The organism is Acidovorax sp. SRI_002 (genome assembly GCF_057586455.1).
In genome coordinates, this window is sequence record NZ_JBYCZW010000004.1 from 544,001 (window position 1) to 565,344 (window position 21,344).

At 65.9% G+C, this 21,344-nt stretch carries 22 protein-coding genes; 21 read left to right on the forward strand and 1 reads right to left on the reverse strand.

The features are described from left to right. Window positions 1-241: 241 nt before the first annotated feature. From AC2YJX_RS13725 to otnI, 11 genes are all read left to right on the forward strand, one after another. On the forward strand, window positions 242-1,273 hold the full coding sequence (locus AC2YJX_RS13725; RefSeq protein WP_218300439.1) for an ABC transporter substrate-binding protein: 1,032 nt from the start codon (window positions 242-244) through the stop codon (window positions 1,271-1,273). Between the two features lie 163 nt (window positions 1,274-1,436). Beyond that, entirely contained in the window at window positions 1,437-2,261 is an 825-nt protein-coding gene (locus AC2YJX_RS13730; protein WP_431150328.1) for an ABC transporter ATP-binding protein, read from the forward strand. An 18-nt stretch (window positions 2,262-2,279) separates the two neighbouring features. After that, window positions 2,280-3,047, forward strand: coding sequence for an ABC transporter permease (locus AC2YJX_RS13735; RefSeq protein ID WP_055394856.1), 768 nt, complete (start codon window positions 2,280-2,282; stop codon window positions 3,045-3,047). A gap of 269 nt (window positions 3,048-3,316) precedes the next feature. Next, entirely contained in the window at window positions 3,317-4,399 is a 1,083-nt protein-coding gene (locus AC2YJX_RS13740; protein ID WP_487256323.1) for a patatin-like phospholipase family protein, read from the forward strand. Window positions 4,400-4,508: 109 nt separating this feature from the next. Beyond that, window positions 4,509-5,288 carry a FadR/GntR family transcriptional regulator gene (locus AC2YJX_RS13745; RefSeq protein WP_487256324.1) on the forward strand — a complete coding sequence of 260 codons (780 nt, stop codon included), beginning with the start codon at window positions 4,509-4,511 and terminating at the stop codon, window positions 5,286-5,288. Window positions 5,289-5,596: 308 nt separating this feature from the next. Further along, window positions 5,597-6,973 carry a GntP family transporter gene (locus AC2YJX_RS13750; protein ID WP_487256325.1) on the forward strand — a complete coding sequence of 459 codons (1,377 nt, stop codon included), beginning with the start codon at window positions 5,597-5,599 and terminating at the stop codon, window positions 6,971-6,973. A gap of 37 nt (window positions 6,974-7,010) precedes the next feature. Further along, the gene (ltnD, locus tag AC2YJX_RS13755) at window positions 7,011-7,922 is read left to right on the forward strand and encodes an L-threonate dehydrogenase (RefSeq protein ID WP_487256326.1); all 912 of its coding nucleotides are present in this window, start codon (window positions 7,011-7,013) and stop codon (window positions 7,920-7,922) included. After that, on the forward strand, window positions 7,919-9,190 hold the full coding sequence (gene otnK / locus AC2YJX_RS13760; RefSeq protein ID WP_487256327.1) for a 3-oxo-tetronate kinase: 1,272 nt from the start codon (window positions 7,919-7,921) through the stop codon (window positions 9,188-9,190). The genes ltnD and otnK overlap by 4 nt, the downstream gene beginning before the upstream one ends. Before the next feature lie 17 nt (window positions 9,191-9,207). After that, window positions 9,208-9,897: a class II aldolase/adducin family protein gene (locus AC2YJX_RS13765; protein WP_487256365.1), complete on the forward strand. Its 690-nt coding sequence runs from the start codon at window positions 9,208-9,210 to the stop codon at window positions 9,895-9,897. A 63-nt stretch (window positions 9,898-9,960) separates the two neighbouring features. Beyond that, a complete protein-coding gene (locus AC2YJX_RS13770; protein WP_487256328.1) occupies window positions 9,961-11,028 on the forward strand; it encodes an alpha/beta fold hydrolase in 1,068 nt (355 codons plus the stop codon). A 24-nt stretch (window positions 11,029-11,052) separates the two neighbouring features. Then, the gene (gene otnI, locus AC2YJX_RS13775) at window positions 11,053-11,850 is read left to right on the forward strand and encodes a 2-oxo-tetronate isomerase (RefSeq protein WP_431150339.1); all 798 of its coding nucleotides are present in this window, start codon (window positions 11,053-11,055) and stop codon (window positions 11,848-11,850) included. 30 nt (window positions 11,851-11,880) lie between these two features. Here otnI and AC2YJX_RS13780 read toward each other — a convergent pair whose 3' ends face one another. Continuing rightward, the gene (locus AC2YJX_RS13780; RefSeq protein WP_431150341.1) at window positions 11,881-12,879 is read right to left on the reverse strand and encodes an isopenicillin N synthase family dioxygenase; all 999 of its coding nucleotides are present in this window, start codon (window positions 12,877-12,879) and stop codon (window positions 11,881-11,883) included. A 435-nt stretch (window positions 12,880-13,314) separates the two neighbouring features. Here AC2YJX_RS13780 and AC2YJX_RS13785 point away from each other — a divergent pair, with 435 nt between their 5' ends. From AC2YJX_RS13785 to AC2YJX_RS13830, 10 genes are all read left to right on the forward strand, one after another. Then, window positions 13,315-13,842: a nucleoside deaminase gene (locus AC2YJX_RS13785; protein WP_431150342.1), complete on the forward strand. Its 528-nt coding sequence runs from the start codon at window positions 13,315-13,317 to the stop codon at window positions 13,840-13,842. Between the two features lie 78 nt (window positions 13,843-13,920). After that, entirely contained in the window at window positions 13,921-14,577 is a 657-nt protein-coding gene (locus tag AC2YJX_RS13790) for a TetR/AcrR family transcriptional regulator (RefSeq protein ID WP_218300432.1), read from the forward strand. Between the two features lie 189 nt (window positions 14,578-14,766). Next, window positions 14,767-15,069, forward strand: a complete 303-nt coding sequence (locus AC2YJX_RS13795) for a 2Fe-2S iron-sulfur cluster-binding protein (RefSeq protein WP_431150344.1) — start codon at window positions 14,767-14,769, stop codon at window positions 15,067-15,069. A gap of 25 nt (window positions 15,070-15,094) precedes the next feature. Beyond that, on the forward strand, window positions 15,095-15,682 hold the full coding sequence (locus tag AC2YJX_RS13800; RefSeq protein ID WP_431150346.1) for an NAD(P)H-dependent oxidoreductase: 588 nt from the start codon (window positions 15,095-15,097) through the stop codon (window positions 15,680-15,682). A 23-nt stretch (window positions 15,683-15,705) separates the two neighbouring features. Continuing rightward, complete coding sequence (locus AC2YJX_RS13805) at window positions 15,706-17,025, forward strand: amidohydrolase family protein (RefSeq protein ID WP_487256329.1); 1,320 nt, start codon at window positions 15,706-15,708, stop codon at window positions 17,023-17,025. Further along, on the forward strand, window positions 17,022-17,498 hold the full coding sequence (locus AC2YJX_RS13810) for a RidA family protein (protein ID WP_431150351.1): 477 nt from the start codon (window positions 17,022-17,024) through the stop codon (window positions 17,496-17,498). Before AC2YJX_RS13805 ends, AC2YJX_RS13810 begins: the two co-directional genes overlap by 4 nt. A 29-nt stretch (window positions 17,499-17,527) precedes the next feature. After that, window positions 17,528-18,391 carry a creatininase family protein gene (locus tag AC2YJX_RS13815; protein ID WP_487256330.1) on the forward strand — a complete coding sequence of 288 codons (864 nt, stop codon included), beginning with the start codon at window positions 17,528-17,530 and terminating at the stop codon, window positions 18,389-18,391. Window positions 18,392-18,478: 87 nt separating this feature from the next. Further along, window positions 18,479-19,477 (forward strand): ABC transporter substrate-binding protein, encoded by a 999-nt coding sequence (locus AC2YJX_RS13820; RefSeq protein ID WP_228896478.1) that lies wholly within the window; start codon window positions 18,479-18,481, stop codon window positions 19,475-19,477. 112 nt (window positions 19,478-19,589) lie between these two features. Next, complete coding sequence (locus AC2YJX_RS13825; protein ID WP_210568256.1) at window positions 19,590-20,390, forward strand: ABC transporter ATP-binding protein; 801 nt, start codon at window positions 19,590-19,592, stop codon at window positions 20,388-20,390. Next, the gene (locus AC2YJX_RS13830; RefSeq protein ID WP_370107923.1) at window positions 20,387-21,307 is read left to right on the forward strand and encodes an ABC transporter permease; all 921 of its coding nucleotides are present in this window, start codon (window positions 20,387-20,389) and stop codon (window positions 21,305-21,307) included. The genes AC2YJX_RS13825 and AC2YJX_RS13830 overlap by 4 nt, the downstream gene beginning before the upstream one ends. Window positions 21,308-21,344: the final 37 nt, after the last annotated feature.

The window sequence follows — 21,344 nt, forward strand, 5'->3', positions numbered from 1 at the left end:
ACCGTTGCAACGGGGCCCACGGGCCCCGTTTTTCATGGGCAAGCCAACCCCTCACCCGGCGCATGCACCATTTCGGGAAACCCAGCATGCTGGCGTGCACCACTTCGGTGAACAATGGGGCACAGCAAAACACCCGCGTACACAAACCGGGCATCGTTTTTGCTGACTGCAGGTGTATGGCCCCTGGATGGGGCCCATGCCTTCCCTCACCGCATTTCCCCTCGCCCGACAGGAGCCCCCGATGAAAAAGAGACTGTTCATGCAAACCGCTGCCGCCCTGGCCCTGATCGGCAGCACCTCGCTGGCCCAGGCGCAGGCCACCACGCCCATCAAGTTCCAGCTCGACTGGCGCTTTGAAGGCCCCGCCGCGCTGTTCCTGCAGCCCGTGGCCAAGGGTTACTTCAAGGCCGCAGGCCTGGATGTGGCCGTGGATGCTGGCAACGGCTCGGGTGGTGCAGTGCAGCGCGTGGCCTCGGGCACGTACGACATGGGCTTTGCTGACCTGGCCGCCGTGATGGAGTTCCACGCCAACAACCCCGACGCACAGAACAAACCCGTGGCGGTGATGATGGTGTACAACAACACGCCTGCCTCGGTCATGGCGCTCAAGAAGAGCGGCATCACGAAGCCCGCCGACCTGGCGGGCAAGAAGCTGGGCGCCCCCGTGTTTGACGCGGGTCGCCGCGCATTCCCCATCTTCCAGAAGGCCAACGGCATTGGCGCTGTGACCTGGACGGCCATGGACCCGCCCCTGCGCGAAACCATGCTGGTGCGCGGCGATGTGGACGCCATCACCGGCTTCACCTTCACCTCGCTGCTGAACCTGGAAGCCCGTGGCGCCAAGGCCGCCGACGTGGTGGTGCTGCCCTATGCCGATTTCGGCGTAAAGCTCTATGGCAACGTGATCATCGCGTCTCCAAAGCTCATCAAGGAGAACCCGGCCGCCATCAAAGCGTTCCTGTCGGCCTTTGCCAAGGGCGCCAAGGAAGTGATCGCCAACCCCGCAGCCGCCATTGAGCATGTGAAGGCGCGCGACGGCATCGTGAACGTGCCGCTCGAAACCCGCCGCCTGCAACTGGCCATCGACACTGTCATCAACAGCCCCGACGCCCGCGCCGAAGGTTTTGGCCAAGCCAAGCCCGGCCGCCTGTCGCTGATGGCATCGCAGGTGTCGGACGCGTTCAACACCAAGACCCGCGTGAACGCCGACGATGTGTGGAACCCCAGCTTTCTGCCCCCTGCAGCCGAGCTGAACATCCTGCCGAAGAAGTGACACCCCCTGAGTCGCTTCGCGCCTTCCCCCTCTCTCGACTCGCTGCGCGAGTCGGGAGGGGGACGCCCCCGGTGCGACGGGGCGGCCCTTGCACGGGGGCGCTGGCCTGGGCCGCGCCCAGCATCAACCTCGGTGCACAAACACTACTCACTACGGACCTCTGATGCAGGCTGCTGATTCCTACTTTGTGGACTTCCGCGATGTCTGGCTCGCCTACAACGACGAGCTGCGCGCCAAGAACCAGTTTGCGGTGGAGGCCATCGACCTGCAGGTGCGCCAGGGCGAGTTCATCGCCATCGTGGGCCCCTCGGGCTGTGGCAAGTCCACCTTCATGAAGCTGGCCACGGGGCTGAAGATGCCATCGATGGGCAAGATCCTCATCGACGGACAGCCGGTGACGGGGCCGCTCAAGGTCTCGGGCATGGCGTTTCAGGCGCCCTCGCTGCTGCCCTGGCGCACCACGGTGGACAACGTGCTGCTGCCACTCGAAATCGTCGAGCCCTACCGCAGCAACTTCAAGCAGAAACGTAAGGAATACGAAGAACGCGCCCGCAAGCTGCTGCAGAAGGTGGGGCTGGCGGGCTATGAGGACAAGTTCCCCTGGCAGCTGTCGGGCGGCATGCAGCAGCGCGCCAGCATCTGCCGCGCGCTGATCCACGAGCCCAAGATGCTGCTGCTGGACGAGCCGTTTGGGGCGCTGGATGCCTTCACGCGCGAGGAGCTGTGGTGCATCCTGCGCGACCTGTGGACCGAGCAGAAATTCAACGTGATCCTGGTCACGCACGACCTGCGCGAATCGGTCTTCCTGGCCGACACGGTGTATGTGATGAGCAAGAGCCCGGGCCGGTTTGTGGTGCGCAAGGAGATCGAGCTGCCCCGCCCGCGCGACCTGGAGGTGACCTACACCAAGGAATTCACCGACATCGTGCATGAACTGCGCGGCCACATCGGCGCCCTGCGCAAGGCCGGCGCGCCCATCCAGCAGTAACCCGAAGACCTTCCCACCATGCACAAGAAAACCGTAGAGCGCTGGTCCCCCTGGCTGCTGCTGACCGCCACCATTCTGCTGTGGCAAATCATCTGTTCGGCCTTCAGCGTCCCCGAATTTCTCTTCCCCAGCCCCTGGGTCATTGCCACGCAGCTGGTCGAGTTCAGCGGCGTGATCGCCGCACACGCTTGGCGCACCTACTGGGTCACGATGGCGGGCTTTGGCATTGCCATCGTGGTCGGCGTGCTGTTAGGTTTTGTGATCGGCAGTTCTCGCCTGGCCTATGCCGCCGTATACCCGCTGATGACCGCCTTCAACGCCCTGCCCAAGGCAGCCTTTGTTCCCATCCTCGTGGTGTGGTTCGGCATCGGCGTGGGCCCGGCCATCCTCACGGCCTTTCTCATCAGCTTCTTCCCCATCATGGTCAACATCGCCACCGGCCTGGCCACGCTGGAGCCCGAGCTGGAAGACGTGCTGCGCGTGCTGGGCGCCAAGCGCTGGGACGTGCTGACCAAGGTGGGCCTGCCCCGCTCCATGCCGTACTTCTACGGCTCGCTCAAGGTGGCCATCACGCTGGCCTTTGTCGGCACCACGGTGTCGGAGATGACCGCCGCCAACGAAGGCATCGGCTACCTGCTCATCAGCGCGGGCTCGTCCATGCAGATGGGCCTGGCCTTTGCGGGCCTGATGGTGGTGGGTGCGATGGCCATGGTGATGTACGAGCTGTTCAGCTGGATCGAAAAGCGCACCACAGGGTGGGCGCACCGGGGCTCGCAAGGCGAGTAGGTAGGGTATATCCCCCTGAGTCGCCTTCGGCGCCTTCCCCCTTCTCTCTAATCGCTGGCGCGATTCGAGAGAAGGGGGACACCGCCAGCGCGGCGGGGCGGCCCTTGCGCGGCGGTTCTCGACCAGGCCGCGCCGGTTTCGACGATTGCGCTCCTTGCCAGTGCAAAGGATGCGCCGGCACTTCCTCTTCAGAAGCAATTGGCCGTCTTTCCCGCGCTGCCAAAACGCCGCCGATATACTGCCCGCCCGTTGACCGCAGGACTCCCGGCATGCACCTGACCGCCCTTTTCCACCCCATCGCGGCGTTTGCAGCGCCCCCCGTCATCCGGATCGCCATCGTCACGGCGGCGACCTTCTGGCTGGCGGCATGCGGCAGCACCAGCACCGCCCCCGCGCGCGCCGACGATTCCCCCAGCGCGCCGCTGGCGACATCTACCCCCGCCCCCATCCGCATCGGCATCGCGCTGGGCGGCGGCGCCGCCAAGGGGTTTGCGCACATCGGCGTGATCAAGATGCTGGAAGCCAACGGCTTCGCGCCCGCTGTGGTCTCTGGCACCAGCGCAGGCAGCGTGGTCGGTGCGCTGTATGCCAGCGGCATGAATGCGTTCGAAATGCAGGAAAAGGCTGTGGCGCTGGACGAAGCCAAGATCCGCGACCTGCAGCTGTCGTCCGACGGCCTGGTGCTGGGCCAGAAGCTCGAAGACTATGTGAACGAGCAGGTGCGCCGCAAGCCGCTGGAGCAGATGGCCAAACCGTTTGTGGTGGTGGCAACGCGCCTCGAAGATGGCGAGCGCACGGTGTTTGCACGCGGCAACACGGGGCAGGCGGTACGTGCATCGAGCAGCGTTCCCGGCGTGTTCCAGCCCGTCACCATCGGCAAATACCATTTTGTGGACGGCGGCATCGTGAGCCCGGTGCCGGTGGACGCCGCGCGCCAGCTGGGCGCCGACATCGTGATCGCGGTGGACATCTCCAACAAGGCCCGGGGCCAGACGCCGGGCAACATGCTGGGCGCGCTCAACCAGTCCATTGCCATCATGGGCCAGAAGCTGGGCCAGGCAGAACTGGCGCGGGCCGACGTAATCGTGCGCCCGCAGGTGCTGGACATCGGCGCCGCCGACTTCAGCCAGCGCGCCAACGCCATCGTGGAAGGCGAGAAGGCCGCGCTGGCCGTGATGCCGCAAATCCGCGAGCGTGTGGCCCAGCTCCAGGCCGAGCGCAGCAAGGCGGCGGTGCAGGCCCAGCAGAAGGCGACCGAGGTGCAGCACCAGGCCTGCCTGGACAACCGCAGCCGGCTGCAGAAGCTGGCGGGCCTGGCCAAACTGGACGACTCCTGCCCGGCGCCCAAGTAGCGCGGCAAACAAACGATTCCGGCGCAGTGCCCTTCGGGTAAAGTCACCTGCGCCCCGGCCTGCCCGCACATCCCGGCACCGACTTCACGCCCCACTGCCCGCCCCGCCCATGTCTTCGCCGTTCTCCGCCGTCAAACCCAGCGCCAAGCTCTCCGACCAGGTGGCCAGCGCGCTGGAGGCCGAGATCCGTGCGGGCCGCATCCAGGCGTCCGACAAGCTGCCCACCGAGGCGGTGCTGGCGCAGCAGTTTCAGGTCAGCCGCACGGTGGTGCGCGAGGCCATCTCGCGCCTCAAGTCGCTGGGGCTCGTGGACTCGCGGCAGGGTAGCGGCGTGTATGTGCTCGCGCCGGGCATCGAGCCGCTGCAGTTCGATGTGCCCCTTGCCGCATCGCGCGAGGCGGTGATGCAGATCGTGGAAGTGCGCCGTGCGCTGGAGGCCGAGGTGGCCGAGCTGGCAGCCCTGCGTCGCACCGATGAAGACATTGCCGCCATCCGCGCCGCCATGCAGCACATTGCCGACGCCGTGCGCGCAGGCCGCGACGGGGTAGAGGAAGACGTGCTGTTCCACCGCGCCATCGCCCAGGCGGCAGGCAACCCGTTCATGATCAGCACGCTGGACTATCTGGCGCAGTTTCTCAAGGGCGCCACCCGCGTGACCCGCGCCAACGAGGCGCGGCGCGCCGACTTTGCCGACGCCGTGACCCATGAGCACACGCAGATCGTGCTGGCCATCGAGGCAGGCGATGCACTAGCTGCCCGCGCTGCGGCGGCGCAGCACATGAAGAACGCACTGGCCCGCATCGAACAGGCCGACCTGGCCTTCTGGGCCCAGGACGGCGCGCGGCTGGCACAGCCGCTGGTGGCGGCATCCGGTCCACTGATCTTCTGACCTTGTTGGCCGCCCAGCGGCGCGGGGACCTTGAGGCGGGAAAAGGCCTCTCCGAATTGCTATTAAATCAATAGCTATTAGCGCTTAACAGATAAGCGCTAGATAGCAAAAAACCTTGTAAACACGAGCGTAGCGCCCGCCGCAGATGGCTACCGATACGGGTTAACCCGAAGCGGAATAGAACGCGGTAATTTGTATGATAACCATATAAACACATCAATCAAGGTGCCGACAGGAGCTGCAAATCGGCCGCTTGCACTGACCCGTTGCTCCGTCTGCCACCCTTCCATCCTGGAGATATCCCTCACATGTCCACCCTCGCACTTCTCGGAATCGGCGCCGGCAGCATTGCCCTGCTTCTGTTGCTCATCATCCGTTGGCAAGTCCACGCCTTCGTGGCCATGATGCTCGTGAGCTTTCTCGTCGCCTTCGCCACGGGCATGCCCATCGGCGACATCATCAGCACGCTGATTGCGGGCATGGGCGGCACGCTGGGTTCGGTCGCCATCCTGGTGGCGCTGGGTTCCATGCTGGGGCGCATGATCGAGGTCTCGGGCGGCGCAGCCAGCCTGGCCAACCGCTTCACGCAGCTGCTGGGGCCCACACGGGTGCCCATGGCCCTCACGGCCGCCGCGCTGGTGCTGGCCATCCCGGTGTTTTTTGATGTGGGCTTCATCATCCTGGTGCCCATCGTCTACGGCTTTTGCAAGGCGGCGGGCGTCAATCCCATCAAGTTCGGCCTGCCCGTGGCGGGCATCATGCTGGCCGCGCACGTGGTGGTGCCACCGCACCCCGGCATCGTGGGCGGGGCGACCATCGTCAAGGGCGACATCGGCTGGATCACCATCATTGGCCTGGCCATCTGCATCCCGCTGGCGGCGCTGTCGCAGGTGGTTTCGGGCTGGCTCAACCGCAAGGGCTACCCCATGCTGCCCACCACGGCCGAGCAGTTTGCGGCCTTTGGCAGCAGCCAAGAAGGCGCGGATTCCAAGGCCCCCAAGGCTGCCGCTGCCCCCGGCGTGGGCACCATCATGGCGCTCATCCTGATTCCCCTGGCCCTCATCATGGCCGGTACCACTGGTGCCACCCTGTTGCCCAAGGGCGACAGCCTGCGCAATGTGCTGGGCTTCATCGGCTCGCCCATTTTTGCGCTGATGGTGGCCGTGGGCCTGGCGATGTACCTGCTGGGCCGCAACCAGGGCTGGAACCGCGAGCGCACCAACGCCATCATGGAATCCGCCCTGCCCCCTGCCGCCACCGTGATTTTGGTGACGGGTGCGGGCGGCGTGTTTGCCAAGGTGCTCACCGCCAGCGGCATTGGCACGGCGCTGTCGCAAAGCCTCACCGCTACTCATCTGCCGCTCATCCTGCTGGCGTTCATCATTTCGCTGGCGCTGCGCGCCGCGCAGGGTTCGGCCACCGTGGCCATCATCACCACTTGCGGCCTGCTGGCCGACGCGATGGCGGGCGGCGGGTATTCCCCCTTGCAAGTGGCGCTGCTCACGGTTGCCATTGGCTTTGGCAGCCTGGGCCTGTCGCACGTCAACGATTCGGGCTTCTGGATCGTGACCCGCTACCTGGGCCTGAGCGTGGGTGATGGCCTGCGCACCTGGACCGTACTGACCACCGTGCTGGGCCTGGCGGGTTTTGCCCTCACGGCCTTGCTGTGGGCACTGGTGGCCTGAACGCCCCCTTTTTGAATTTCTTTGAAGGACTGACAACATGACAAAACCCACCGTCGGCATCATCGGCCTGGGCGCCATGGGCGCTGGCATTGCCAAGACCCTGCGCAACAACGGCTTCACCATCCACGTCTGCGACGTGCGCCCCGGCGTGGCCGATGCCTTTGTGGCCGATGGCGGGACGGCCCACGCCACCACCGCCGCACTGGCAGCGGTGAGTGATGTGGTGGTATCGGTGGTGGTCAACGCCGCGCAGACCGAGAGCGTGCTATTTGGCGACGATGGCAAGGGCGGTGCAGCCAGCACCATGCGCCCCGGCAGCACCTTTGTGATGTGCTCCACCGTGGACCCCAACTGGTCCGTGGCGATGGAAGCGCGCCTGAACGCCCTGGGCCTGCACTATGTGGACGCCCCCATCTCCGGCGGCGCAGCCAAGGCTGCCTCGGGCCAGATGACCATGATGACCTCGGCCAAGCCCGAGGCCTATGCCGCAGCGGGCGCCGTGCTCGACGGCATGGCCGGCAAGGTGTACCGCCTGGGCGACAAGGCGGGTGCGGGCAGCAAGGTCAAGATCATCAACCAGTTGCTGGCCGGTGTGCACATTGCCGTGGCCGCCGAAGCCATGGCCCTGGGCCTGCGCGAAGGCGTGGAAGCAAGCGCCTTGTATGAAGTGATCACGAACAGCGCGGGCAACAGCTGGATGTTTGAAAACCGCATGGCCCATGTGCTGGCGGGCGACTACACGCCGCTGTCGGCCGTCGATATCTTCGTGAAGGACCTGGGCCTGGTGCTGGACACCGCACGCGCCAGCAAATTTCCCCTGCCGCTGGCGGCCACTGCGCACCAGATGTTCATGCAAGCCTCCACCGCAGGCTTTGCCAAGGAAGATGACAGCGCCGTGATCAAGATCTTCCCTGGCATCACGTTGCCCGAAGGAAAGGAGAAGGCATGACACGCGCGTTGCTGGGCTGCATTGCCGACGACTTCACGGGCGCGACCGACCTGGCCAACAACCTCGTGCGCGCAGGCATGCGCGTGGTGCAGGCCATGGGCGTGCCCACCGCACCGCTCGACGCCGAGGCAGACGCCATTGTGGTCGCGCTCAAGTCGCGCACCATTCCCAAAGACGAGGCCATCGCCCAGTCCCTGGCCGCGCTGCAATGGCTGAAAGCGCAAGGCGCCGAGCAGATCTACTTCAAATACTGCTCCACCTTTGACAGCACGGCCGAAGGCAACATCGGCCCCGTGACCGATGCGCTGATGCAGGCCCTGGGCACCGACTTCACCATCGCCACGCCCGCGTTCCCCGACAACAAGCGCACCGTGTTCAAGGGCTACCTGTTTGTGGGCGATGTGCTGCTGAACGAGAGCGGCATGCAGAACCACCCGCTCACGCCCATGACCGACCCCAACCTGGTGCGCGTGCTGCAGGCACAAACACCCAGCCGCGTGGGCCTGATCGACCACAGCGTGGTCGCACAGGGCGAGGCCGCCATCCGCGCGCGCACCGATCAACTCAAGGCCGAGGGCGTGCGCATGGCCGTGGTCGATGCGGTGTCCAACGCCGACCTGCTGCGCCTGGGCCCTGCGCTCAAGGGCATGCCGCTGGTCACCGCAGGCTCCGGCGTGGCCATTGGCCTGCCGGGCAACTTTGGCGTGGCCCCCAGCAACGAGGCAGCCCGCCTGCCCGCCGCGCAAGGGCTGCAGGCCATCGTGTCGGGCAGCTGCTCGGTGGCCACCAACCAGCAGGTCATGGATTTCATCAAGGCGGGCAAGCCAGCCCTGGCCATCGACCCGCTGCGCATCGCCGCAGGCGTGGACGTGGCCGCCGAAGCGCTGGCCTGGGCCGAAGACCACATCGGCCAGGGCCCGGTGCTGGTGTATTCCACCGCCGAGCCCTCGGCCGTGCGCGCCATTCAAGGCAAACTGGGCTCCGAAAAAGCCGGTGCCATGGTGGAGGAAACCATTGCCGCCATTGCACGCGGCCTGGTGCAGCGCGGTGTGCGCCAGCTCATCGTGGCGGGTGGCGAAACCTCCGGCGCCTGTGTGCAGGCACTGGGCATCACGCAGATGCGCATTGGCGCGCAGATTGACCCCGGCGTGCCGTGGTGCCATGCGGTGGCCCCGGACGCCAAGGACGGGCTGCACATCACGCTGAAGTCGGGCAATTTTGGTAGCACCGATTTTTTCACCAAGGCTTTTGCACAATTGTTGGCATGACCTCTACCCCCGCCTTCATGGATGAGCGCCAAGCCCGCGACGAAATCTGCCGCGTGGGCCGCAGCCTGTTTGAGCGGGGCTATGTGCATGCCACCGCAGGCAACATCAGCGTGCGCCTGGCCGACGGTTACCTCATCACCCCCACCGATGCCTGCCTGGGCACGCTGCAGCCCGAGCGGCTGGCGCGCCTGGACGCACAAGGCCAGCAGGTGGCGGGCGACCGGGCCAGCAAAACCATTGCGCTGCACCGCCAGATTTACGAGGCATCGGCATCGACAGCCGTACCCGCCCGCTGCGTGATCCACACCCACAGCACGCACCTGGTGGCCTGCTCGCTGCAAGCCGACACGGCTGCGGGTGGCCAGCTGGCGCCCGATGCGCAATTGCTGCCCCCTATCACGCCCTACTTCGTCATGAAGGTGGGCCGTGTGCCGCACATCCCCTACCACCGCCCCGGTGACGCCGCAGCGGCAGCGCTGGTGGCGCAAACCATCACCCGCTATGCCGCACAGGGCAGCCCTGTGTGCGCCGTGATGCTGGCGCGCCTCGGGCCCAATGTGTGGCACGACACGCCCGCCGCCGCCATGGCCGTGCTGGAAGAGCTGGAAGAAACCGCCCGCCTGTGGATGCTGTGCCAGCCCCGCCCCACGCCGCTGACCGAGCCCCAGATCGAGGAGCTGCGCCAGAGCTTTGGTGCCCACTGGTAACTGGTAACCGGCTGGCTGCGCACAAGGCGCGGGGACGAAAGAACACACACAAGGAGACAAACCATGACCCTTTCTTTCTGGCGCAAAGCCTTTGCTCCCATGCTGCTGGGCGTGCTGGCCACAGGCGGCGCATCGGCTGCGGACTACCCCGCCCCCAAACACGGCGAGTGGGTCGTCAAGGATTTCCGCTTCCACACCGGCCAGACCTTGCCCGAACTCAAGCTGGCCTACTCCACCGTGGGCGAGCCCACCGGCGAACCCGTGCTGGTGCTGCATGGCACCAATGGCTCGGCAGAAAGCATGCTCACACCCGGCTTTGCAGGCACGCTGTTTGGCCCTGGCCAGCCGCTGGATGCACGCAAGCACTTCATCATCCTGCCGGACGCCATCGGCACCGGCCGCTCCAGCAAGCCATCAGACGGCCTGCGCGCTGCCTTTCCAGCCTACAACTATGACGACATGGTGCAGGCGCAGTACCGCCTGTTGACCGAGCACCTGGGCGTGCGCCATGTGCGCGCCATCATTGGCAACTCCATGGGCGGCATGCACACCTGGGTGTGGGCCCAGCGCCACCCGGACTTCATGGACATTGCCGTGCCCATGGCCTCGCTGCCCGCCGCCATGTCAGGCCGCAACTGGATGATGCGCCGCCTGCTGGTGGATGCCATCCGCAACGATCCCGAATGGCAGGGCGGCAACTACACCCGCCAGCCCCGAAGCCTGCAGTTTGCGTCGGTGTTCTTTGGCACGGGCACCAACGGTGGCAATCAAGGCTTGCAAAAGCTGGCCCCCAACCGCGCTGCGGCCGATGCGCTGGTGGAGCAGCGCCTCAAAGCCCCTTTCCGCGGCGATGCCAACGACCACATCTACCAGTGGGAAGCATCGCGCGACTACGACCCCGAGCCCGGGCTGGAACGCATCACCGCACGCGTGCTGGCCATCAACTCGGCAGACGATGAGCGCAACCCACCCGAGCTGGGTGTGCTGGACAAAGCCATCGCCCGCATCCCCCACGCCCAGGCCTACGTGATCCCTGCCAGCGCCGACACCATCGGCCACAGCACGGTGGGCCTGGCGCGCTTTTACCAAGACCGGCTGGCGCAGGTGCTCACCAGCGCACCGCGCCGCTGACCGCTTTTTTCACAGGAATCTTTCATGCCCCGCTTTGCCGCCAACCTGTCCATGCTCTACAACGACGTGGACTTTCTTGACCGTTTTGCCGCCGCCGCGCGCGATGGCTTCAAGGCGGTGGAGTACCTTTTTCCCTACGCCTACCCGGCGCAAGAACTGGCCGCGCGCCTGCAGGCCAGCGGCCTGCAGCAGGTGCTGTTCAACGCCCCGCCCGGTAACTGGGACGCGGGCGAGCGCGGGCTGGCCTGCCTGCCCGGGCGTGAGGCCGAGTTCCGCGACGGCATTACCAAAGCGGTTGAATACGCCCAGGCCCTGCAATGCCCCCGCATCCACGTGATGGCCGGGCTGGTGCCCCAGGGTGCAGATGCGGCCACCGTGCACGCCACCTACATCGCCAACGTGCGCTACGCGGCCGAACAGGCCGCGCCCCATGGCATCCAGATCCTGCTGGAGCCCATCAACGGCCGCGACATGCCCGGCTTCTTCCTGAGCCGCCAGGACCAGGCCCATGCGCTGATCGCCGAGATCGGTGCCCCCAACGTGAAGGTGCAGATGGACCTGTACCACTGCCAGATCGTGGAAGGCGACCTGGCCATGAAGGTGCGCCAGTACCTGCCCACCGGCAACGTCGGCCACTTCCAGATTGCCGGTGTGCCCGAGCGCCACGAGCCCGATGTGGGCGAGCTGAACTACACCTATTTGTTCAAGCTGCTGGACAGCCTAGGCTACGACGGCTGGATTGGCTGCGAATACCGCCCGGCACGCGGCGCGGCGCCCCATGCCACATCCGACGGGCTGGGCTGGCTCCAGCCCTGGCTGTAAGCCGCACGGCCACCGGCGGCCTACGCGCCATCAGTACGCCTTGAAGTTGGCCGCCACCCGCTGGTTCAGGTAGTCACCCGCAGCAATCGCCGGGTACTTCTTGCCCGGCCCTTCGATGATGGCGTCGCGGTTGGCCTGGGCAAAGAAGGCGATGCTGTAGCGCGGGCCCATGTACTCGCCCGGCAGCGGGTTCTTCACACGGTGGAAGTTGCTGGGCAGCTGGTCGTCGCTCCAGCGCATCAGCATGTCGCCGATATTGCAGGTGATGGCCTGCTCGTCGGGCTCCACCGAGGTCCAGGCCTGGGTGTCCATCTCCTTGCCCGGGCACACCTGCAGGCCGCCCTGGCCCTGGCGCTGAAAGAGCAGGGTCATGCAATCAAAGTCGGTATGCGCCCCGGCGCGCCACAGGCCCAGGCTGGCTTGTTGCTCGGGCGGGGTCGCAAAGTAGTGCAGCAGGCGCAGGGTGCTTTGGTAGCTGGCCTGTGCTGGGTCATGCGCGCGGGCAAAGAAGGCCTCGTCAAACCCCAGCTTCCACGCAAAACACGACAGCACCTGCATGGCCACCTGCCAGCACTGGCCCTCAAAGTTCAGCATGGTGGATTGAAAGCCCGCCAGCTCCTCGTCGGTGGGCCACAGTCCTGCCATGTGCGGGCGGGTGATCTGGTACGACTCCTTCTGGTCCGGTGTACCGGTGGAGGGGCGCACCTGCGCGCGGCTCTCCCAGCCCACGTTGAGCGCCTTCTTGAGCGGGTACTGCGCCTTCACGGCATGCGGCAGCGCAAAGAAGCGCTCGGTCATCGCAAAGGCTTTGTGCACCTCGGCCAGGTCAATGCCGTGGTTCACGATCTGGAAAAAGCCGACATCGACTGCGGCGTCCCATAGCTGGTCGGCAATCTCGGTCTTGCGCTGAGCAAAGTGGCTGAGGTCGATGCGGCGGATCTCGCGGCTCGCGGTTTCCGAGCCCATCGCGCCCATGCGCGTTTCTTTTTGCAGCTCGGCGAGGTCGTAGGTGGCGGTGGTGGTGGTCATGCAGTTCTCCTGAAGACAAGTGGAAGGAAGAAAGGCCCTCCCGCTGGGTGCTTCAAGAGCGTTTGGCACCACCTGCTGCGGCCGTCCGTTCAACCCTTGAAGCCCCGGTGTGCAAGCGCACACCGCTGTGCGCACAGCGGGCTTCAAGAGCAATTTCCGACTGGCATCGCGTCGTGCAGGACTGCACAGGGGGCAACGCAGTGAACGCTTCTACTCTTGCCAATGGCGATGCAAGAAGAATGCCCACAACGCCTTGCGTTTGTGCCCGCGCAAAGTCAGAGCGCTTGTGTACAGCGCGCCGAAAGCCATGCACACATGTCACTGATTGTGATTGGCATGCCAAATGCATAGCGCCCCGCACCACAACGGCGGGCGTGCAGACGGCCTGGCGTTGCACAACGACAGCCACCAACCCACCATCGACGGAGACACCCCATGCACGCGCTCATGTCTGCACGCCCTGCCAGTTTTGACGACCCCACGTCCATCAACGACACCGACGGCACCTACCTGCGCCAGGCCATCGTCTGGTCCTGCACGGCACGAGCGCGCGGCAATCGTCCATTTGGCGCCGTGGTGGTGGGCGCAGGCGGCGAACTGCTTGCCGAGGCCTACTGCAACACCACCGAAACCGGCGACTGCACGGGCCATGCCGAAACCAACGCCGTGCGCCAGCTCAGCCCCCGCGTGGGCCGCGATGCACTGGCCAAGGCCACGCTGTACTCGTCGGCCGAGCCCTGCGTGATGTGCGCAGGCGCAATTTTCTGGTCTGGCATCGGTCGCGTGGTGTTTGGCATTGACGCCGTTCGCCTGCGGGTCTATCGCGGCGAGCGAGCGGAACAACGCGATGCAGAGCTGTCCTGCCGCGATGTGTTCGCAGCATCGCCCCATTCCATCGAGTGCATTGGCCCCGCGCTGATCGAGGAGGCCAGCGTTCCCCACATCGGCTTCTGGAAAGCGTGAAGCGAGCAGTAGCGCGCAAAATCGCTATCTTCTACCTGTTGTCTCTTGCAAGCCGCGCATCCCGCACCCCGCCCGTCCATGACTGAAACCGAAACCGATGTCGCCTCAGGCGCACTCCTGGGCCGCGCCAAACAAGGGCGCGAGCGCATCCTCACCGCCATCCGCGAGGCGGCGGTTGCCGAGTTCAGCCGCCATGGGTTCAAAGGGGCATCCACCAAGGCCATTGCCGAGCGCGCGGGCCTGACCAAGCCCCAGCTGCACTACTACATCAGCAGCAAGGAAGAGCTGTATGAAGAGCTGCTGTACTCGGTGCTCAACGGCTGGTCGGGCGCCTTCATTTTTGACAGCAACAGCGACGATCCCAAGAAGGTGTTGAGCAGCTACGTGCGCAAGAAGCTCGACTACGCGCTGGACAACCCGGGCCTGTCGCGCATCTTCACCACCGAGGTGCTGGGCGGTGGGCGCAACCTGGGCAAATACTGGCCCGTGGCCGTCAAGTCCACCCAGCAGAAGGTGGACCTCATCAACCGCTGGATTGCCGAAGGCCGCATGCGCGCCGTCAACCCCACGCTGCTGCTCATGCAGATCTGGGGCATGACGCAGCACTACGCCGACTACGGCGTGCAGGTGCACATCATGCTGGGCCTGGCGCCCGACGAGCCCATCGACCGCGAGCCCATCGTGCGTGAACTCACCAGCTTTGTGCTGCTGGGCTGCGGCCTCGCACCAGACTAAGGCCCCCGCCCCATTCTGGGCATCCCTTGGGTGCCCGAGGGGCGAAACCCGGGCAATTTGCACCAGCACGCGGCGTCAAAAGCCCCTTTCAGGCCGCGTTGATCCACCACAAAGACGTTTGACCGATTTCTGTGGCTGGCACAGCCTTTGCAATAGTTTGACCAATCGATCAAATCACATGGTCAAACAATGCAGACAGCCCCTGACACCGCCAGCGCCACCCGCACAGAACACACGTTCGAGCTGATCCTGCAGCGCAGCCAGATGCGCTTGCCCGTTGGCCCCGGCGAGAGCATGGCCGACGTGCTGCAGCTCGCTGGCGTGCCGCTGGAAACCCTGTGCGAGCAGGGCGTGTGCGGTACCTGCGTCACCCGCTGGCTGGACGGCGAGCCCGACCACCGCGACAACTGCCTGAGCGCAGCAGAGCAAGCCACCCACGTCGCCGTGTGCTGCGCACGCTGCCACGGGCCCACGCTCACGCTCGACCTCTGAACTTCAACAACCAGGAAGCCCCGCCATGCGCATCCTCGTGATCTATTGCCACCCGGTAGAGACCAGCTACAACGCCGCCCTGCACACCGAGGTGGTGCAGCAGCTGTGCGGCGCAGGCCATGAGGTGGACGACTGCGACCTGTACGCCGAGGGCTTCAACCCCGTGATGACACGCGAGGAGCGCCTGGGCTACCACGAGGTGCCCAGCAACCAGTTGCCCGTGCAAGGCTACGTGGACCGCTTGCTCTGGGCCGAAGCCGTGGTGTTCTGCTTTCCCACCTGGTGCTTTGGCATGCCGGCGATGCTCAAGGGATTTTTCGACCGCGTGCTCATGCCCGGCGTGGCCTTTGACATCAGCGATCCGCACAACGTCAAGCCCTCGCTCACGCACATCCAGCGCATCTCGGCCGTGGTCACTTACGGGCGCCCCCGCTGGACGGCCCTGTTCATGGGCGACCCGCCGCGCAAGTCCATCACCCGCTACATGCGCCTGCTCACGGGCGGCAAGGCGCGGGTGGACTACCACGCCTACTACCACATGAACGTGGCCACACCGCCCCGGCTGGCGGCCTTCAAGGCCCGCGTGGGCCAGGCGATGGCGCGCTTTGCGTAAGACCACGTTCTAAGGGCCACGGCATGCACGCATCCAACACTCCCGACCACATCCTGCGCGCCCGGTTGCCGCGCTGGCTGCTGCCCTCTGCGTGGCCGCAGCAGGGCCACCAGCCCGCACTGGCCGACCTGCACCTGGCCCAGGGCCGCATCGTGCAGGTGGTGCCCCACGGCACCCAGCCTGCGCCACATGGCACCGTGTGGGACGTAGCGGGCGCCTTGGTGTTGCCCGGCCTGGTCGATGCCCACACCCACCTGGACAAGGCCTTCACCCTGCCGCGCATGGGAGAGGTCAAACCCGGCCTGCTGGGTGCCATCGAGGCCATGATGGTGGAGCGCCAAAGCTGGACCGAAGCAGACATCCACGCCCGCGCCAGCCGCGCGCTGCAATGGGCCTACGACGCAGGCACCGTCCACCTGCGCACCCACTGCGACTGGTGGGAGCCCGACGCGCAGCCACTGGCCTGGAACGTGTTGCGCGCACTGGCCCACGACTGGGCCGACCGCATCACGCTAGAGCGTGTGAGCCTGATCCCCTTGCACCTGTACGCAGACCGCAGCGCCGCCCTGCGGCTGGCCGCCACCGTGGCCGCCAGCGGCCCCGGCGCATTGCTGGGCGGCTTTGTGCATTCCACCAACTGGGACCCGCAGGCGCTGCGCCACCTGTTGGAAGCCGCACAACACCACGGGCTGAACGTGGACCTGCATGTGGACGAAGAACTGCACCCCGGCGCACAGGGCTTGGCGACGACGGCCGCACTGATCAAGGAGCTGCGCTTTGAAGGCCATGTGGTCTGCGGGCACACCTGCGCGTTGGCCGCACAGGACGAGGCCACAGCGCTCGCCACGCTCGACGCCGTCGCGCAAAAACCCATCACGCTGGTCACGCTGCCCATCACCAACCTGCTGCTGCAGGACGCCACCACCGGTCGCACGCCGCGCCAGCGTGGCCTGACGCTGGTGAAGGAAGCCCGTGCACGCGGCATCCCGGTGCTAGTGGCCAGCGACAACGTGCAAGACCCGTTCTGCCCTGTGGGCAGCTTCGACCCGCTGGAGGCCCTGGCCACGGGCGTGCTGGCGGCGCAGCTGGATGCACCTTTCGACCAGTGGAGCGAATCGCTGTGCCGCACCGACTGGCTGCGCACCGGCCGCACTGGCACCACGGCGCTGCCCCTGCAGCCCGGTGCGGTGGCCGACCTGCTGGTCTTCACGCAGGCCGACCACTGGGGCTTTCCATCGCGCGCACAAAGCCGTGTGGTGCTGCGCCAAGGCCGCGTGGCCAGCGGCCATGCACCGGCTGCCTGGCATGTGCCCACCACCCAGTCCGCAAGGAGCCTCGCATGAGCCCCACATCTGCGCCCGTACCTGCGCCAGGTATCGCCCAGCCCCTGGCCCGCTACGCCGCGTGGCGCCGCGCAGGCGACTTCATCTACCTGAGCGGGATCATTGCCGTGGACCCTGTCGCCAGCCGCATCGTGCTTGGCTATGCCGACATCCCTGACGAAGCTGCCACGCTGATTGGCCGCACCGGCGAGTTCAGCAGCGACATCAAGGAGGGCCCCATCCTCGCGCAGAGCTGGTATGTGCTGGACCGCATTCGCCAGACCATTGAAGCGGCGGGCGGCCAGATGTCCGACGTGTTCAAGCTGGTGCAGTACTTCAAGAACCTGGACCACTTCCCACAGTACAGCCGCGTGCGCAAGCTGTTCTTTCCTGGCGAGCCCCCCGCATCCACCGTAGTGGAAGTGAGCGGCATGTTGCCCACGCCCGACATCCTCATCGAGGTGGAGGCCACGGCCTACCTCCCTTTGCGCTGACAACAGCTTCCTTCACGAAAGAACCACCCATGCTGCACGGCTACAACCCGCCCCACCGCTACCTGCCTTACCTGAGCTGGACCGAGATCGCCGACCTGCCAGACAAGGAAAACATCGTCATCGTGCTGCCCACGGGCGCCACAGAGCAGCATGGCCCGCACCTGCCGTGTGCGGTGGACACGGTGATCAGCGCGGGGGTGGTGGGCCATGCACTGGCCCGCCTGCCGGCCGATGTGCCTGCGTTTGCGATGGCCCCCATCACCTACGGCAAGTCCGAAGAGCACCTGCACTTCCCCGGCACCGTCACGCTGAGCGGCGAGACCCTGCTGGCTACCATGAACGAGGTGGGCGAATCGGTGTACCGCGCAGGCTTTCGCAAGCTGCTGTTCGTCAACGGCCACGGCGGTCAGCCGCAGGTGATGGAGATGTGCGCGCGCGAGCTGCGCCTGCGCCATGGCGACTTCATCGTGGTGCCCAGCTTCACCTGGCGTGTGCCGCATGTGGCGGGCAAGTACCTGTCCGACACCGAAAAGAAGCTGGCGATGCACGCAGGCCACGCCGAGACCGCGTTGATGCTGGCGCTGGCCCCCGACACCGTGCACATGGAGCGTGCGGTAGTCAACTACCCGCCCGTTTTTGATTCGCCCCTGCTCTCACCCGACGGCCGCCCGGCCTGCGCCTGGAGTGCGCGCGACTTCGGCCCCAGCGGAATCATTGGCGACCCGCTGCCCGCCACGGCCGAACAGGGGCACGCCATCCTCGACTCGCTGGCCGTGAGCTGGGCCGCCGCCATTACCGAGCTGCATCGGCTGCAGTGGGCACCGCGCACTGAGCCCACCTGGGGCCGCGCCCATCACACCGGCCACGTGGAGCACTCCAGCGCACTGGCCTGAAACCTGCGAACGCCACCACAAAGTCCTCTTCGCTTTTCCCTTCGTTGTCCCTTCGTTCCACCTCCACCACCCTACCGGAGTACCACCATGATGAAGACCGCCTCCCGCCTTTCCAAACTTGGTGCAGCCGCGCTGCTCGCTGTTGGTGCCGTCGGCACCATGCAGGCCCACGCGCAGGAAAAGTTCACCTACATGACCAACTGGTACGCGCAGGCCGAGCATGGCGGCTTCTACCAGGCGGTGGCCACGGGCCTGTACAAAAAGTACGGGCTGGATGTGACCATCAAGATGGGCGGCCCGCAGGTCAACATCGTGCAGATGATGGCCGCCGGCCAGGCCGAATGCGTGATGGGGTCGAGCGACCTGCAGATGATCCAGATGCGTGAAGGCGGTGTGCCCGTGGTCAACGTGGCGGCCGTGTTCCAGAAGGACCCGCAGGTGCTCATCGCGCACGAGGACGTGAAGAAATTCGAAGACCTCAAGGGCAAAACCATCCTGATCGCCTCGTCGGCCCAGCGCGGCTACTGGCCCTGGCTCAAGGCCAAGTACGGCTTCACCGACTCGCAGACGCGCCCCTACACCTTCAACATCCAGCCCTTCGTGGCCGACAAGAACACCGCGCAGCAGGGCTACCTGACATCCGAGCCGTTTGCGATTGCCAAGGCGGGCGTCAAGGCCAATACGCTGATGTTCAGCGACCAGGGCTACCCAGCGTACGCCACCACCATCTCGTGCATGGAAAAGACGGTGAAGGACCGCGGCGCCGCCGTGGCCTCGTTCGTGAAGGCATCGATGGAAGGCTGGAAGAGCTACCTGGCCGACCCCGCACCCGCCAACGCGCTCATCAAGAAGGACAACCCCAACATGACCGACGAGCAGCTCGCCTACAGCGTGGCCAAACTCAAGGAAATGGGCATGGCCACCGGGGGTGACGCGGCCACCATGGGCATCGGCATCATGACCGACGCACGCGCCAAGGCCAGCTACGACTTCCTGGTGGACGCCAAGCTCATCGACCCTGCCAAGGTGAAGCTGGCCGAGACCTACACAACTTCGTTCGTCAAAGACCTCAAGGTTCTGCCCTGAGCCTGACAGCCCTGAAACAGCGGCCGGTGCGACCCTTTGCCCGCCCGGCCGCATCCATCGAAAGGCGACCATGACATCCCCCGCTGACTCTCCGCCGCTGGTGCACACCCCGATGCCAGCCACCTATTCCACACCCGCCGTGGAGGTGCTCTCGGCCGAAAAAACCTACCCCAATGGCACCCAGGCCCTGCTGCCGGTGGACCTGACCATTGAGGAAGGCGAGTTCGTCACCCTGCTGGGCCCCTCGGGCTGCGGCAAGAGCACGCTGCTGAAAATGGTGGCAGGCCTGCTGGAGCCCACCGACGGCCGCCTGCACCTGTGGCGCAAGCCCGTGGCGCAGCTGGAAGAGAGCGGCAAGAAGATGGCGTTTGTCTTCCAGTCGCCCACGCTCATGCCCTGGGCCAGTGTGCAGACCAATGTGCGCCTGCCGCTCGACTTGGCGGGCGTGCCCCGCGCCGAGGCCGATGCGCGCGTGACCGAAGCGCTGGCGCTGGTGGGGTTGTCGAAATTTGCCCATGCGCTACCCCGCGCGCTGTCGGGCGGCATGCAGATGCGCGTGTCGATTGCGCGCGGCCTGGTCACCCAGCCCGACCTGCTACTGATGGACGAGCCCTTTGGCGCGCTCGACGAAATCACGCGCCACAAGCTCGACGCCGACCTGCTGGATCTGTGGCGCAAGAAGAAGCTCACCGTGATCTTTGTGACGCACTCGATCCACGAGGCGGTGTTCCTCTCCAGCCGCGTGGTCATGATGGCCGCGCGCCCGGGCCGCGTGGTCGAAGAGTTCCGCATCGACGCGCCCTACCCCCGCACGGCCGACTTCATGGTGTCGCCCGAATTCAGCCGCTATGCCAAGCTGCTGCAGGACAGCCTGCTGCGCGCCAGCGTGGACACCGAGGAGACCGTGGCATGAGCACCCCCTTCCCTTCCGCACCGATGGCGTCGCCCGTGGTCACCGCCCACCCCGCAGCCGCACCGCGCTCAGCGCCTGCAACAGTCGCTGCCAAACCTGCCGCCAAGGCCACACCCAAACGCCCGCCGCTCATGGCCCAACCCCGCGTGCAGCGCGTGGTGTACCCCGTGCTGGTCGGCCTAGTGCTGATCGCGCTGTGGCAGGGGCTGGTCACGGCCATGGAGCTACCACCCTACCTGGTGCCCTCACCCATCTTGATGATGAAGACGCTGTTCACCGACTGGGCCGCCCTGGGCGGCTCGCTGTGGGTCACCGTCAAGATCACGGTGCTGGCCTTTGTGGTGGCCACCGTGGCGGGTGTGCTCATCTCGTTCCTGTTTGTGCAGAGCAAACGCATCGAGACCGCGCTCTTCCCCTACGCCGTGCTGCTGCAGGTCACGCCCATCGTAGCCGTGGCACCGCTCATCATCATCTGGGTCAAGGACCCGACGGCCTCGATGGTGATCTGCGCCGCACTGGTCGCCCTGTTCCCCATCATCAGCAACACCACGCTGGGTTTGCGCAGTGTGGAGCCGGATCTGCAAAGCTACTTCCAGCTCAACCGCGCCACGCGGCTGCAGACGCTGCTGCGCCTGCGCATTCCCAGTGCGCTGCCCTACTTCTTTGGCGGGCTGCGCATTTCCAGCGGCCTGGCGCTCATCGGCGCCGTGGTGGCGGAGTTTGTGGCGGGCACCGGGGGCCAGGGTGCGGGGCTTGCGTACCAGATTTTGCAGGCGGGCTTCCAGCTCAACATCCCGCGCATGTTTGCTGCGCTGCTGCTGATCTCGCTCACCGGGGTCGCATTGTTCGTGCTGATGGCCTGGCTCACCCGTGTCGCCCTGGGCGGCTGGCACGCCAGCGAAACGTCGCACGACTAGCCCTTTCAACCCCATCGCCAACAAACCTCGCGCAGCC

Coding starts and splice junctions, on each gene's coding strand:
- AC2YJX_RS13725 (WP_218300439.1), top strand. CDS start 242: ATGAAAAAGAGACTGTTCATGCAAACCGCTGCCGCCCTGGCCCTGATC.
- AC2YJX_RS13730 (WP_431150328.1), top strand. CDS start 1,437: ATGCAGGCTGCTGATTCCTACTTTGTGGACTTCCGCGATGTCTGGCTC.
- AC2YJX_RS13735 (WP_055394856.1), top strand. CDS start 2,280: ATGCACAAGAAAACCGTAGAGCGCTGGTCCCCCTGGCTGCTGCTGACC.
- AC2YJX_RS13740 (WP_487256323.1), top strand. CDS start 3,317: ATGCACCTGACCGCCCTTTTCCACCCCATCGCGGCGTTTGCAGCGCCC.
- AC2YJX_RS13745 (WP_487256324.1), top strand. CDS start 4,509: ATGTCTTCGCCGTTCTCCGCCGTCAAACCCAGCGCCAAGCTCTCCGAC.
- AC2YJX_RS13750 (WP_487256325.1), top strand. CDS start 5,597: ATGTCCACCCTCGCACTTCTCGGAATCGGCGCCGGCAGCATTGCCCTG.
- ltnD (WP_487256326.1), top strand. CDS start 7,011: ATGACAAAACCCACCGTCGGCATCATCGGCCTGGGCGCCATGGGCGCT.
- otnK (WP_487256327.1), top strand. CDS start 7,919: ATGACACGCGCGTTGCTGGGCTGCATTGCCGACGACTTCACGGGCGCG.
- AC2YJX_RS13765 (WP_487256365.1), top strand. CDS start 9,208: ATGGATGAGCGCCAAGCCCGCGACGAAATCTGCCGCGTGGGCCGCAGC.
- AC2YJX_RS13770 (WP_487256328.1), top strand. CDS start 9,961: ATGACCCTTTCTTTCTGGCGCAAAGCCTTTGCTCCCATGCTGCTGGGC.
- otnI (WP_431150339.1), top strand. CDS start 11,053: ATGCCCCGCTTTGCCGCCAACCTGTCCATGCTCTACAACGACGTGGAC.
- AC2YJX_RS13780 (WP_431150341.1), bottom strand. CDS start 12,879: ATGACCACCACCACCGCCACCTACGACCTCGCCGAGCTGCAAAAAGAA.
- AC2YJX_RS13785 (WP_431150342.1), top strand. CDS start 13,315: ATGCACGCGCTCATGTCTGCACGCCCTGCCAGTTTTGACGACCCCACG.
- AC2YJX_RS13790 (WP_218300432.1), top strand. CDS start 13,921: ATGACTGAAACCGAAACCGATGTCGCCTCAGGCGCACTCCTGGGCCGC.
- AC2YJX_RS13795 (WP_431150344.1), top strand. CDS start 14,767: ATGCAGACAGCCCCTGACACCGCCAGCGCCACCCGCACAGAACACACG.
- AC2YJX_RS13800 (WP_431150346.1), top strand. CDS start 15,095: ATGCGCATCCTCGTGATCTATTGCCACCCGGTAGAGACCAGCTACAAC.
- AC2YJX_RS13805 (WP_487256329.1), top strand. CDS start 15,706: ATGCACGCATCCAACACTCCCGACCACATCCTGCGCGCCCGGTTGCCG.
- AC2YJX_RS13810 (WP_431150351.1), top strand. CDS start 17,022: ATGAGCCCCACATCTGCGCCCGTACCTGCGCCAGGTATCGCCCAGCCC.
- AC2YJX_RS13815 (WP_487256330.1), top strand. CDS start 17,528: ATGCTGCACGGCTACAACCCGCCCCACCGCTACCTGCCTTACCTGAGC.
- AC2YJX_RS13820 (WP_228896478.1), top strand. CDS start 18,479: ATGATGAAGACCGCCTCCCGCCTTTCCAAACTTGGTGCAGCCGCGCTG.
- AC2YJX_RS13825 (WP_210568256.1), top strand. CDS start 19,590: ATGCCAGCCACCTATTCCACACCCGCCGTGGAGGTGCTCTCGGCCGAA.
- AC2YJX_RS13830 (WP_370107923.1), top strand. CDS start 20,387: ATGAGCACCCCCTTCCCTTCCGCACCGATGGCGTCGCCCGTGGTCACC.